The organism is Mariniflexile jejuense, assembly GCF_042675665.1.
Classification (GTDB): domain Bacteria; phylum Bacteroidota; class Bacteroidia; order Flavobacteriales; family Flavobacteriaceae; genus Mariniflexile; species Mariniflexile jejuense.
Window position 1 is genome coordinate 1,721,139 of sequence record NZ_JBHTJI010000001.1, and the last position, 13,992, is coordinate 1,735,130.

At 32.2% G+C, this 13,992-nt stretch carries 14 protein-coding genes; 11 read left to right on the top strand and 3 right to left on the bottom strand.

What is annotated here, in order from left to right; translation table 11 throughout:
• Nucleotides 1–33: 33 nt before the first annotated feature.
• The 3 genes from nhaD to ACFQ1R_RS07615 all read right to left on the bottom strand — a co-directional run bounded on the left by nhaD (nt 34) and on the right by ACFQ1R_RS07615 (nt 3,881).
• Nucleotides 34–1,425 (bottom strand): sodium:proton antiporter NhaD, encoded by a 1,392-nt coding sequence (gene nhaD / locus ACFQ1R_RS07605; RefSeq protein WP_379925539.1) that lies wholly within the window; start codon nt 1,423–1,425, stop codon nt 34–36.
• A gap of 14 nt (nt 1,426–1,439) precedes the next feature.
• A complete protein-coding gene (locus ACFQ1R_RS07610) occupies nt 1,440–2,666 on the bottom strand; it encodes a Glu/Leu/Phe/Val dehydrogenase dimerization domain-containing protein (protein WP_379925540.1) in 1,227 nt (408 codons plus the stop codon).
• 144 nt (nt 2,667–2,810) lie between these two features.
• Nucleotides 2,811–3,881: an anhydro-N-acetylmuramic acid kinase gene (locus tag ACFQ1R_RS07615; RefSeq protein WP_379925541.1), complete on the bottom strand. Its 1,071-nt coding sequence runs from the start codon at nt 3,879–3,881 to the stop codon at nt 2,811–2,813.
• A 94-nt stretch (nt 3,882–3,975) separates the two neighbouring features.
• On the opposite strand from ACFQ1R_RS07615, the gene ACFQ1R_RS07620 reads away from it, so the two are divergent.
• The 11 genes from ACFQ1R_RS07620 to ACFQ1R_RS07670 all read left to right on the top strand — a co-directional run bounded on the left by ACFQ1R_RS07620 (nt 3,976) and on the right by ACFQ1R_RS07670 (nt 13,988).
• Nucleotides 3,976–5,118, top strand: coding sequence for an acyl-CoA dehydrogenase (locus ACFQ1R_RS07620; protein ID WP_379925542.1), 1,143 nt, complete (start codon nt 3,976–3,978; stop codon nt 5,116–5,118).
• A gap of 125 nt (nt 5,119–5,243) precedes the next feature.
• The gene (locus tag ACFQ1R_RS07625; protein WP_132213794.1) at nt 5,244–5,579 is read left to right on the top strand and encodes an arsenosugar biosynthesis-associated peroxidase-like protein; all 336 of its coding nucleotides are present in this window, start codon (nt 5,244–5,246) and stop codon (nt 5,577–5,579) included.
• A 62-nt stretch (nt 5,580–5,641) separates the two neighbouring features.
• Nucleotides 5,642–6,694, top strand: coding sequence for an arsenosugar biosynthesis radical SAM (seleno)protein ArsS (gene arsS, locus ACFQ1R_RS07630; protein ID WP_379925543.1), 1,053 nt, complete (start codon nt 5,642–5,644; stop codon nt 6,692–6,694).
• Between the two features lie 24 nt (nt 6,695–6,718).
• Complete coding sequence (locus ACFQ1R_RS07635; protein WP_379925544.1) at nt 6,719–7,210, top strand: rhodanese-like domain-containing protein; 492 nt, start codon at nt 6,719–6,721, stop codon at nt 7,208–7,210.
• Nucleotides 7,211–7,888: a TIGR04282 family arsenosugar biosynthesis glycosyltransferase gene (locus ACFQ1R_RS07640; RefSeq protein WP_379925545.1), complete on the top strand. Its 678-nt coding sequence runs from the start codon at nt 7,211–7,213 to the stop codon at nt 7,886–7,888.
• Complete coding sequence (locus ACFQ1R_RS07645) at nt 7,881–8,693, top strand: purine-nucleoside phosphorylase (protein WP_379926322.1); 813 nt, start codon at nt 7,881–7,883, stop codon at nt 8,691–8,693. The genes ACFQ1R_RS07640 and ACFQ1R_RS07645 overlap by 8 nt, the downstream gene beginning before the upstream one ends.
• 189 nt (nt 8,694–8,882) lie before the next feature.
• Nucleotides 8,883–9,851, top strand: coding sequence for an arsenosugar biosynthesis arsenite methyltransferase ArsM (gene arsM / locus ACFQ1R_RS07650; protein ID WP_379925546.1), 969 nt, complete (start codon nt 8,883–8,885; stop codon nt 9,849–9,851).
• 78 nt (nt 9,852–9,929) lie between these two features.
• A complete protein-coding gene (locus tag ACFQ1R_RS07655) occupies nt 9,930–10,814 on the top strand; it encodes a sterol desaturase family protein (RefSeq protein WP_379925547.1) in 885 nt (294 codons plus the stop codon).
• Nucleotides 10,815–10,826: 12 nt separating this feature from the next.
• A complete protein-coding gene (locus tag ACFQ1R_RS07660; protein ID WP_379925548.1) occupies nt 10,827–11,702 on the top strand; it encodes a DUF547 domain-containing protein in 876 nt (291 codons plus the stop codon).
• Nucleotides 11,695–12,396, top strand: coding sequence for a TIGR04283 family arsenosugar biosynthesis glycosyltransferase (locus tag ACFQ1R_RS07665; protein WP_379925550.1), 702 nt, complete (start codon nt 11,695–11,697; stop codon nt 12,394–12,396). The genes ACFQ1R_RS07660 and ACFQ1R_RS07665 overlap by 8 nt, the downstream gene beginning before the upstream one ends.
• Before the next feature lie 77 nt (nt 12,397–12,473).
• Nucleotides 12,474–13,988, top strand: a complete 1,515-nt coding sequence (locus tag ACFQ1R_RS07670; protein ID WP_379925551.1) for a carboxypeptidase-like regulatory domain-containing protein — start codon at nt 12,474–12,476, stop codon at nt 13,986–13,988.
• The last annotated feature ends 4 nt before the right edge of the window (nt 13,989–13,992 follow it).

The following is a 13,992-nucleotide window of genomic DNA, read 5'->3' on the forward strand; positions in this document are numbered from 1 at the left end:
AGGGTTAAAAAAACTATATCAATTTAAAAATACTTAAAACCAAGTTCTGGTTACCATAAACGTTGCGCAACCTAAAAGGAAACCAACTAAAGCAAGCCATGAAATCTTTTTAAGATACCAGAAAAAGTCAATTTTTTCCATTCCCATAGCTACAACACCTGCTGCAGAACCTATGATTAACATACTACCACCTGTACCTGCTGAAAAGGCAACAAAATGCCATAATTCATTATCTAAAGGTTCAGAAAACATACCTAAACTTGCAGCAACTAATGGTACATTATCTATAACTGCCGAACCTACACCTAATAAAATCATTACCAAATCGGAAACACCTTCACCATGTAATTCTGTGCCCATCATAGGCATTCCATTTTTTAATGATTCAGCAAAACCAAATAATATCCCTAGAGATTCTAGAGCAGCAACAGCCATTAAAATTCCTAAGAAAAATAAAATACTTGGTAATTCAATTTTAGATAGTGAATGATGAACAGGACTATGGTGTGCATGCGAATCACTTTCTTCAGAATCTACTTCAGATAAACTAAACTTAGAACTACTATAAACCTCTGCAAAAACAGCTACAATACCTAATGACAACATCATACCAACATAAGGCGGTAAATGTGTTACTGTTTTAAATATTGGCACAAATACAATAGCGCCTAAACCTAAGTACAACATGATGGCACTGTATTTGGATTTCTTTTTCTCCTCAACTTCTTCAATTTCTAAATCACCTTTAAAAACTGGCAAAAATGAAGCAATTAATGTTGGTGCTGCCATACAAATAAAAGAAGGCAATAGTAAATACCCCATTAAATGACCAGTTGATACTTTTTTACCAATCCATAACATGGTAGTTGTAACATCGCCAATTGGAGACCAAGCACCACCAGCATTTGCTGCGATAATAATTAAACCAGCATACCAAATACGAACATCTCTATCTTTTACTATTTTTTGAAGGATAGAAATAAGTACAATTGTTGCGGTAAGATTATCAATAATTGCAGATAAAATGAATGCTAAAAAGCCAAAAAGCCATAATATTTTGGTTTTTTTCTTTGTTTTAACAAAATCTTTTATAGTTGAAAAGCCATCGAAATAATCAATAATTTCAACAATTGTCATTGCACCTAAAAGAAACACCAATATTTCAGCTGTTTTACCTAAATGATGCAATAGGGTTTCTTCCATTAAATGCATTTTCTCTTCTGGTGCAAATCCTGCAAATCCTTCAACTAAACTATGCTTAGCGGAATCGAACCAATTAGGAAAACTTTCTAAGCCTAATGCTATTAATGCCCAACAAATAGCCATCATAACTAAAGCTGGTATAAGTTTATCTATTTTTAGGTTATGCTCTAGCGTAATTGCTAAGTAACCTATTACAAATACTAAAATAATTGCTGCTTCCATAAAAATTTAATAAATTATATAAGTTGGCTTAATGCAATTTCATAAGCTGTTGCACTAATACCTGTTTTTGATTGGTTTTTATTATATACGTTTTGTATTGCTTCTTTAATTTTATTTGATGTATCACTAAAAATAGCCTCATCTGTCATTTGCACACGGCGTTCCATAAAATAGGCAAACACGCGCGCCATACCACAGTTTGAAATAAAGTCTGGTATTAAACTTACACGATAATCTGTATGTTCCATAATTGGCCCGAAGAAAATTTCTTTATCAGCAAACGGTACATTTGCGCCACAAGAAATAACTTCTAAACCGCTATCAATCATTTCATCTATTTGATGAATTGTTACTAACCGTGATGCCGCACAAGGTGCAAAAATCTCGGTTTTAATTGACCAGATGTTTTTATTAATTTCATCAAAAGGAATTAAACTTTTACTTTCTAAAGCGTTTCCAGATTTCGCTAAAAACAAACTGGTAATCTCATCAAACGTAAAGCCTTCTTCATTAATTAAACCGCCTGCAATATCGATAATTCCAACCACTTTTGCACCCATTTGAGCTAAATAAAATGCTGCGGCAGCTCCTACATTACCAAAACCTTGTATTACAGCACGTTTACCTACTATTGAACCGCCGTAAATTGTATAGTACTGTTTTACGGCTTCGGCAACACCAAAACCTGTAATCATATCGGCTACTGTATATTTTCGGGAAACATTAGGCGAATACAATGGGTTTTCAATCACTTTTATAACACCTTGTCTTAACTGACCTATACGGTTTATTTTATCGGCTTCTGTAGGTTTAAAGTGCCCATTAAAAACACCTTCTTGTGGATGCCAAACACCACTTTCTTCTGTTATGGGAATTACTTCGTGTATTTCATCAACATTTAAGTCGCCACCAGTACCATAATAGCTTTTAAGTAATGGCGAAACTACTTTATACCAACGCTCTAAAACACCTTTTTTTCTTGAATCTTTTGGGTCGAAATTTATACCCGATTTTGCACCACCAATAGCAGGTCCAGAAACTGTAAATTTAATTTCCATTGTTTTAGCCAACGACAAAACCTCATTCATATCTAAACCTTTACGCATTCGTGTACCACCACCTGCAGCTCCACCTCGTAACGAATTAATAACCACCCAACCTTCTGCTTCTGTTTCAGAGTCTTTCCAATTAAAAATAATTTCTGGTGCTTTCTCTTCGTACTTTTTTAATAATTCTTTCATTTATTCTTTTTCAATTCTTATAGCTGTTTTTATTTTGATTTTAAAAATATGAAAGCATCGCTATAATTGAGTCATTCTGAAAGTTATTTAATTATTAAGTCAACAAATATAAAAAAAAAGAAAAAGCCTATTTTATGCTTTAAGTCATTTTTTAAAATTAAAAATTTCACCAGAGCAATGGTTTTTTGAAGCGCCAGTAACACTTTTTAAACAATTTACTTCATTTCTAAGTTTTAAAACACCTAAAAAACCAAAAATTAAAGCTTCTTTAAATTCTATTATGGATGCTGGTGGTATTACAATATCATTTTTTGTGTAGATTTTTAGTCTTTCAATCAAAAACTTATTATAAACTCCTCCGCCTGTAATTAATACAGAAACATTATTTTTTTTATTTATTTCAGAAGAAAGTTGTAGTGCAATATGTTCAATAAAAGTTGCTAATATATCTTTTACATCTAGATGAAACGAATTTATAGGTGGAAAAATACTTTTGTCAACCCATTCCAACCCTAAGGATTTTGGATAGATTTTTTTATAAAATTCTAAATTGTTTAAATTTTGAAGCAATTCATTATTAATCGTTCCTGTTGCAGCTATATTGCCTTCATCATCATATTCAAATCCCAATTGCTTTACATAATGATTCAACACAATGTTAACTGGACAAATATCATAAGCGATACGTTCCTCAGCAATTTCAGTAGAAATATTGGCAAACCCACCTAAATTCAAACAAAAATCGTACTCTGAAAACAATAATTTGTCACCTATTGGCACTAACGGCGCACCTTGACCGCCTAATGCAACATCTTGCACTCTAAAATCGCAAACAACCGTTTCTTCCAAAAGTTTTGCTAAATGCGACATATTTCCTATTTGATACGTCAAACCCTTTTCAGGTTGATGCAATGCTGTATGCCCATGTGAACAAATAGCATGAATATCTTGTATGTTATAGGTATTTATAAACGATTTTATTTTTAAGGACAGATAATTTGTGTAGTGAAAATCAATTTCCTTTAAAGCATCTAACGAACAAGTAACCAAGCCTTTTAAAGTTTCAACCCATTGAGAATCGTAACTAATTGTTTCTGAATATATTATTTCAAAACGCCATGCTTTTTTAAACTGAAATTTCACATAAACAAGATCCAAACCATCTAACGATGTGCCAGACATTACACCAACAACGTTGTACACTTCTTTTATCATAGAAGACAAAAATAACAATGCTCATTGAAAAAATATCATTAAAAAGCTATATTTTTGTATAATTCTTATCAAATCAACAATAAATTCGAAAAATATGGATTTCAATCTTTCAGAAGAACACAAAATGATACGCGACGCAGCGCGCGATTTTGCCCAAACCGAATTATTATCTGGCGTTATTGAGCGTGATGAAACACAACATTTCCCCAAAGAATTAGTAAAAAAAATGGGCGATTTAGGTTTTCTGGGAGTTATGGTAGATCCAAAATATGGCGGAAGTGGTATGGATGCTATATCATATGTGTTGATTATGGAAGAATTATCTAAAATTGATGCCTCTGCTTCGGTAATTGTTTCTGTAAATAATTCATTGGTTTGCTACGGACTTGAAGCTTTTGGAACTGAAGAACAAAAACAAAAATATTTAACAAAATTGGCAACTGGTGAGTTTGTTGGTGCTTTCTGCCTAAGCGAACCAGAAGCTGGTAGCGATGCAACATCGCAAAAAACAACAGCTATAGATAAAGGCGACCATTACCTAATTAACGGCACAAAAAACTGGATTACAAATGGTGGTCGCGCCGATGTTTATTTAGTAATTGCACAAACCGATAAAGATAAAGGTTCGCATGGCATTAATGCTTTTATTATTGAAAAAGGTATGGACGGATTTCATGTTGGCCCAAAAGAAAACAAACTTGGTATTCGCGGAAGCGACACACACACTTTACAATTTAACGATGTAAAAGTGCCAAAAGAAAACCGTATTGGCGATGATGGTTCTGGTTTTAGATTTGCAATGAAAACCTTATCTGGTGGCAGAATTGGCATTGCAGCTCAAGCTTTAGGCATTGCATCTGGTGCTTATGAATTAGCTTTAAAATACTCCAAAGAACGAAAAGCGTTTGGAACTGAAATTTGCAACCACCAAGCCATTGCTTTTAAATTAGCAGATATGTATACTGAAATTGAAGCTGCAAGACATTTAGTTATGAAGGCTGCTTGGGATAAAGACCAAGGCAATAATTACGACGTTTCTAGTGCCATGGCCAAATTATACGCATCAAAAGTAGCTATGGAACACACTGTTGAAGCAGTTCAAATTCATGGTGGTAATGGTTTTGTAAAAGACTATCATGTAGAACGCTTAATGCGCGATGCCAAAATTACTCAGATTTACGAAGGCACTTCAGAAATTCAAAAAATAGTTATTTCTAGAAGTTTGATTAAACAATAGGTTTTCAAACAAAATACAACTTAGTTCATTATTTATTTCCCGTAAATAATGAACTTTTCTTGTTAAGTATTTTGAATACTTCCGACTTTACAATCTAGATTTTTATCTTTAAAGAAAATATATTTATGCAAAAAACATATTACGATCCAGCCGATTTAAAAAAATTTGGAAAAATCTCTGAATGGAATGAAGAATTAGGAGCAAAATTCTTCGAATATTACGGAAAAGTTTTTGAAGAAGGCGCATTAACTGAAAGGGAGAAATCGTTAATAGCCTTAGCTGTTGCTCACACCATTCAATGCCCATATTGTATTGACGCATATACTGGCGATGGGCTACAACGTGGCATTACCAAAGAAGAAATGATGGAAGCTTTACATGTTGCCGCTGCTATTCGTGGTGGCGCATCATTAGTACATGGTGTACAAATGATGAATAAAGTGAACAAACTAGATATGTAAACCCCGTTGAAATACAGAAGACCGAACACAAAAGTATAAGCTTTTAAACTTAAAACTTAGTAATGATTAACTCCCTACACAAACGCAAAAGCGAACTAGCTAATAGCAAACGCCAATTAGAAATATTATCAAATAGCATTTTTGAAAGTGGTGAATTACCAACATTTAAAGCCAAAATTTCTGAAACTTCTCAATTTCCACTTAAAGCAAAAAAACTAGAAATTTTACAAATTAATGTTGGCTACATGTGTAATCAAGTTTGTTCACATTGCCATGTAGATGCTGGTCCAGACCGAAAAGAAATCATGACCAAAGAAACCATGATTCAATGTCTAGATGTTATAAAAAAAACTGGCGCACATACGCTAGATTTAACTGGTGGCGCACCAGAAATGAATCCAAACTTCCGTTGGTTTGTTAAAGAAGCTTCAAAAGCTGGTATTAAAGATTTTATTGTTCGTTCTAATTTAACTATTATTACAGCCAATAAAAAATACAACGATTTACCAGAGTTTTTCAAAAAACACAATGTACATGTAGTAAGTTCCATGCCACATTGGACACAAGGGAAAACAGACAAACAACGTGGTGATGGTGTTTTTAATGCATCAATTACTGCCTTAAAAATGTTAAATGATGTTGGCTACGGTAAACCAGACAGTAGTTTACGATTAGATTTAGTTTACAATCCATCAGGTGCATTTCTACCAAGCAATCAAAAATCATTAGAAAAGGATTTTAAAAAAACACTTTTAGAAGATTTCAATATACATTTTCATAATTTATTTGCCATTACAAATTTGCCAATTAGCAGATTTTTAGATTATTTAATTGCTTCAGAAAATTACGAAGATTATATGTACGCGTTGGTTGAAGCCTACAATCCTTCTGCAGTAAAAAACGTGATGTGTACCAATACCCTGTCAATAAGTTGGGATGGTTTTTTGTATGATTGCGATTTTAACCAAATGCTTGAATTGCCTGTAAACAGTAAAGCAAAACATATTGCAGATTATAATGAAAACCTATTAGAAGGCAGAAATATTGTAATTTCTCAGCATTGCTACGGTTGTACTGCAGGTGCTGGAAGTAGCTGCCAAGGAAGTGTTATTTAAAAAAATTAATAACTATATTTTAGAATGAAACAGCTCAAATTCCTAATACTTGTTTTAATTTCAGCGTTCGGTTTTTCTCAAAATTCCTTATCAGATTTACTTAAAAAACACAACACAAAAAACATTCCATACATTTCGGTTCAAGAATTAGCAATGCCTAATACAGACGCTATTATTTTAGACACTAGAGAGCTTAACGAATACAATGTAAGTCATTTAAAAAACGCCATTCATGTTGGCTATAATGATTTCAACTTAAAAAAAATTGAAAAACTAATACCAAATAAAGCTGAAAAAATTGTAGTGTATTGCTCTATTGGAATTCGCTCTGAAACGATTGCTTATAAACTAAAAAAAGACGGATATTCTAACATTTTTAATCTTTACGGTGGTATCTTTGAGTGGAAAAATAATGGATTTGCTGTTTATAATTCAAATGAAAAACAAACTGACGAAATCCACACCTTTTCTAAAGAATGGCGTAAATGGTTAACCAAAGTTAAAATTGTTTATTAAATGGGATTATTCAGCACAAAAGACACAGATGGCGATAATGAAATAGCTTTCAATTTTCATTTTCCGACCTCAAAAAACGCCTTAATTATTTTCACAAGAAATCCTGAATTAGGCAAATGCAAAACACGTTTAGCAAAAACTATTGGTGATGAAGCTGCTTTAGAAATTTACAAACATTTACTAAAACATACCGCTTCCGTTTCTGAAACCGTTAATGCCGATAAATTTGTTTTTTATTCTGAAAACATAAAAAAAGAAGATATTTGGAATGCTTCACATTTCAAAAAAAAACTTCAAAATGGCAGTAATTTGGGCGAACGCATGGAAAATGCCTTTGCAGAACTTCTAAATTCAGGCTACCAAAAAACCATAATAATTGGTAGTGATTTATTAGATTTAAATTCTGAATTAATTAACGATGCTTTTAAACAGCTCAACCATTTTGACTATGTTATTGGTCCAGCAAAAGATGGCGGTTATTACCTTTTAGGCATGAAAACCCTAAACCCAAACCTATTTAAAAACAAAAATTGGGGAACAGCATCTGTTTTAAACGACACTTTAAATAACTTACAACACAGCACCGTACATTTATTAAAAGAATTAAATGATATTGATACATTTGAAGATATAAAACCCTACAATCAACTAAAAAAATATTATGACACTCATCATTAAAACCATAACAGAAACCACCGATTATTTAAAAAACAAAGGATTTGAAAACCCCGAAATTGGTATCATTTTAGGCACAGGCTTAGGGCAACTTATTAATGATATCGAGATTTTACACGAAGTAAGCTACAACCACATCCCAAACTTTCCAACAGCAACAGTAGAGTTTCACAAAGGAAAATTAATTTATGGCGTTTTTGAAGGCAAAAAAGTAATCGTTATGCAAGGTCGTTTTCATTTATACGAAGGTTACACGCTGCAAGACGTAACCTATCCGGTACGTATTATGGAACAATTAGGCATAAAAACACTATTAGTTTCAAACGCCGCAGGTGCTATCAACCTCAACTTTAAAAAAGGCGAATTAATGCTAATTGAAGACCACATTAACCTTCAAGGCAGTTCGCCATTAGCCTTTAAGGGAGTAGAATTATTAGGCGAACGATTTGCCGATATGAGTGCACCATACAATGCAGAAATCAACTCAAAATTCAAAAATATAGCAAAAGCTAATAACATAACATTACACGAAGGTGTTTACGCCAGTGTAGTTGGTCCGCAACTAGAAACCAGAGCCGAATACCGCATGTTAAAAATTCTAGGTACCGATGCTGTTGGCATGAGTACCGTACCCGAAATTATTGTTGCCAACCACCTAAAATTAAAAGTCGCAGCCATATCTGTTTTAACCGATGAATGCGATCCAAATAATTTAAAACCCGTAAACATTGCCGAAATAATAGAAATGGCAGGAAAAGCAGAACCAATTATGGTTAAACTATTTAAAGAACTAATAAAAACATTATAACATTGGGCGTTACCACATCCTGAAACAAGTTCAGGAACTGGGTCGGGCTTTACGCTACAAGTCCTCGTTCGTACCTCACTGCGGGCTTTACGCTGCAATCCCTAACGCAAAACAAACTATCTAACAAACTAAGTTATCCAAATAGTCTAACAAGTCTAAAAATCTAAACGGTCTAACAAATCTAAAAAAATGAGTTACCTAGAAACCACACATAATGTATATAAAAATGCAGCATTAACACCCGATGTTGGTTTATGCTGTACAACCAACCCTATTTGGGAATTACCCGGATTAAAAATTCCAAAAATAATGCAAGAAATGAATTATGGTTGTGGCTCTACAGTACATGCACGCGATTTAACCAATAACCCTAAAATGCTATATGTGGGTGTTGGTGGCGGTATGGAATTACTCCAATTCTCCTACTTTAATCGCCAAAAAGGTGGTGTTATTGGTGTTGATGTGGTTGATGAAATGTTGGAAGCATCACGTAAAAATTTTATAGAAGCCGAAGCTCAAAACACATGGTTTAAAAGCAATTTTATTGACCTAAAAAAAGGCAACGCTATGAATTTACCTGTTGCAGATAACAGCATTGACGTAGCTGCACAAAACTGTTTATTTAATATTTTTAAGGCAGACGATTTAAAACAAGCCATTGCCGAAATGTACCGCGTAATAAAACCTCATGGTAAACTGGTAATGAGCGACCCAACCTGCGAACAAGAAATGAATGATGAGTTAAGAAACGACGACAGACTTCGTGCTTTATGCCTAAGTGGAAGCTTGCCAATTGCCGAATATGTGAAAGCCTTAACCGATGCTGGCTTTGGAACAATTGAAATTCGCGCTCGTAAACCTTACAGAATTTTAGACTCAAAAAACTATCCAACAAACGAGCTAATTTATATAGAATCCATTGAAGTAGCCGCCATAAAAGACCCAATGCCTGCCGATGGTCCATGTATATTTACAGGAAAAGCAGCCATTTATTTTGGAGAAAATGATTATTTTGATGATAATAAAGGACATGTTTTATTAAAAAACCAACCTTTAGCCATTTGCGACAAAACTGCAAATGCTTTAGCATCATTACAAAGAGATGATATTTTCATAAGCAAATCTACGTTTCATTATGATGGTGGTGGTTGCTGTTAAGTTTCTGCAAAAGCAGGAACCTCAAAAATAAGATTGAAAAAAAACTAAAAAAGATTCCTGCCTTCGCAGGAACTTAACATGGAAAAATATATAGACATCATAAAAAACTCTTATTCAGGTTACTGGAATTACTTAAAGCACGAGCTAATTTCCATAAACCATTGGGATAATTATTTTTATGGATTAATATTCATTTCGTTTGCCGTTTGGATATTAGAGATTGCGTTTCCATGGCGAAAACAACAAGCCATTTTTAGGAAAGATTTTTGGCTGGACACGTTTTATATGTTCTTCAATTTCTTCATATTAAACTTAATTGTACTTATAGCATTATCAAATACAGCTGCCACATTTTTTAATGATATGTTACAAAACCTAGGTTTAACATTATCAAACTTAAGACTATTTAATGCCTCCGATTTACCAAAATGGCTTGGGCTTTTTATTCTGTTTATAGTTAACGACTTCGTTCAATGGAATACGCACCGTCTTTTGCACCGCTTACCATTGCTTTGGAATTTTCATAAAGTACATCACTCCATTAAAGAAATGGGGTTTGCCGCACACTTACGCTACCATTGGATGGAACCAGTAGTTTATAATTCTTTACGCTACATACCATTGGCACTTATGGCAAATTATAGCTCACAAGACGTTGCCATTGTTCACTTTTTCAATATTATCATTGGGCATTTAAACCATGCTAATTTGGGTTGGAATTACGGTATTTTTAAATACATTTTCAATAATCCTAAAATGCATATTTGGCACCATGCAAAACAATTACCAAAACATGCAAGGTATGGTGTTAATTTCGGACTTACATTAAGCATATGGGATTACCTATTTAAAACCGCACACGTGCCTTATAACGGAAAAGATATTGAATTGGGTTTTGAAGGTGATGAATCATTCCCGAAAGATTTTATAAGTCAGGAATTATATCCGCTAAACAAAAAATAGGCTGTTTTTTAAATGAAATACTTTCAAATTCTATTTATCACTTTACTAACTTCAGCATGCACTGGAGCTAAACCTGTTACCGAAAGTAATTCAACAAAAATCACAGAACATTCACAAACCACAAAAGACTCTATCATTATAGTAAAAGAATTTATTGAAACAGACTCTGTAAATGATATTACTTTTAAAGAAAATGAACCAAATATAAATTTCCACCAAATTTTAGCGAAGCGTGTTACTGTACTTCATGAATTATGGAATAACTTATTGCAAAAACACGTTTCCAATAATGGTAATGTAAATTACAAATCTTTCAAAACTGAACACAAAAAACTACTTGATTACATCTATGTTTTAAATTTAGAATTATCAAGCGAAGGATTTCAATCTTTTTCAAAAGAAGAAAAATTAGCCTTTTGGATAAATGCTTATAATGCCATGACAATAGATTTAATCTTGCGAAATTACCCTGTAAAAAGCATAAAAGACATTAAAAATCCTTGGGAACAACGTTTATGGAAATTAGGTAAAAAGTGGTATAATTTAAACGACATAGAACATCAAATACTACGTAAAATGAACGAACCTCGCATACATTTTGCTATTGTTTGCGCATCAGTTTCTTGTCCGAAACTTTTAAATGAAGCCTATACTTTTGAAAATTTAGAAACACAACTTACCAAAGCTAGTAAACAATTTTTATCAGATTCAGAACGAAATTCTATTTTAGAAAATGATTTGAAACTATCTAAAATTTTTCAATGGTTTTCAAAAGATTTCAAGCAAAATGGCAGCTTAATTGATTTTTTAAATAAATATTCTGAAGTAAAAATTTCGAATAACGCTAAAATAAGTTTCAAAGATTATAATTGGGATTTGAATGAGTAAAATTTCAATAATTATTCCCATACTTAATGAAGCAGAAACTATTGAAAAACTGCTTATTTATCTTTTTGAAACTGCTTCAAAAGAAACAAACTTAGAAATTATTGTTGTTGATGGTGGTAGTACTGATGGTTCTAAAAGTTTGGTTTCTAAATTTAAAAACGTAATGCTTTTAACTTCAGAAAAAGGTCGTGCAAAACAAATGAATTTGGGTGCAAAACAAGCAACAGGAAACATACTTTACTTTTTGCATGCAGATTCATTTCCTCCTAAAAATTTTGATAAATTAATTACAGCAGAAATTAAAAAAGGTAATAACGCAGGTTGTTTTATTATGAAGTTTGATAGCAACCATTTGTGGCTTAAACTTGCTGGTTTTTTAACAAAACTACCTTGGAAAATTTGTAGAGGTGGCGACCAAAGTTTATTCGTTTCAAAATCACTTTTCAATACTATTGGTGGTTTTGATGAAACATTTGTTATTTATGAAGACAACGATTTTATTGGCAAACTATACGCACAAAACCAATTTGTAGTAATCCAAAAATGGCTTACTACTTCTGCCAGACGCTATAAAACGAACGGCATCTGGACTTTACAATACCACTTTTTTGTTATTCATTTAAAAAAATGGTGCGGTGCTTCCGCAGAAAACTTAAATAGTTACTATAAAAAACATGTAAATGTTAAAAACTAATAAAACTATCTTAAGGAAATTTTAAATGTTACAATAAACTCATTTAATCGTCTACTTTTATAAAAAACAACGATTACATGAAGTATTTTTACATGATTTTTATTTTCAGTTCATTATACAGTATTTCTCAAGAATCAATTAATGCCAAAATACTAGACTCTACCTCAAAAAAACCAATTCCATTTGCTACTATTTCTATCAATAACAACTCGGGCGTTATTAGCAATGATACTGGCGAATTTTCAATGTATTTAAATAAAGAATCCTTCGAAAAAGACTCCTTAACTATTAGATGCTTAGGCTATGAAAGCAAACACTATTTGCTTAAAACATTCCGTGATAGTATTATTTTATTAAACCCAAAGAGTATAGAACTTAACGAAATTTTGGTTTCTAATAAAAACTATTCCGTTGAAGAAATTTTAGAAAAATCAAAAGAAAATCTTGCCCATAATTACGATTTTGATTTCACAAAAAGCAAGCTATTTTTCCGTAGCTCATATACCACCAACATCCTTAAAAACGAGGTTGTTATAAAAAAAACAACCATACCAGAATTTAATCAAAAATTTATTGATAGTTTGTTAAACGCTTTGCCTAAAAACACAGATGATTACACCGAAATATTAGCTAATTTATATGGAAAAGCAGGGCAAAACGATTTTCAAAAACTTGATATTATTAAAGCATCACATTTATTTGATAAAAGAAAAGAAATGAGCTTTGAAGCTTATGAAGACAGAATTAGTACTATTTTAAAAAAAAGCATAAAACGAGACTCCTATTTTAAAATAAAATCAGGAATCTTAGGAACTAAACAAGAAATAGACGAATCGTTTTTTGATTCTGAAAAAAAAGAAAAACCAGACGAAACAGAGGCTTTTATTGAACAAAAAAAGAAACAAGAACAAGAACGGAAAAATAACTTTTTAAAATACAAAAAAAGTACTATTTCTAAATTACAACACGACAGTTTTACTTTTGAAAATAGTGATTTAAACTTTTTAGAAAAACCAAACAGATATAATTTTAAGATTGAAGATTACAGCTTTTTAAACAATGACTTTGTTTATAAAATAAGTTTTACGCCTAAAAGAAGTGAAGATTACAAAGGTGTTTTATACATTAATACAGACGATTTTGCGATTATAAGAGTTGATTATGAAAATGTTAAAAACCTAAAAAGCTTTAATCTTTTTGGTATTTCTTATAATGCATATTTAAAAAAGGGCACTTTAATTTATGCTAAAAACGCTTCAAACAAATATGCTCTAAAATATACAGATGTTGAAGAAGGCAATAAATTTGGAATAAAAAGACCTTTAAGTATTATTGAAAAAAATAAACACACCAAAGGACGAAGAAAACAAAATGAGCTATCGTCAAACATTCATTTTATCGTTTCAAATACAGAGAAAAAGGAATTAGTAATTTTTGAGAACGAACCCATAACCGAAACTGTTTTTACTAATTTCCAAGAAAAACCAAAAGTAACGCCTGTTTCCTTGTCAAAATACGATCCAGATTTCTGGAAAGGAGAAACCATTATTGAACCCAATCAGGCTATTAAAGATTTTAAAAGTTTAAAATAATAAC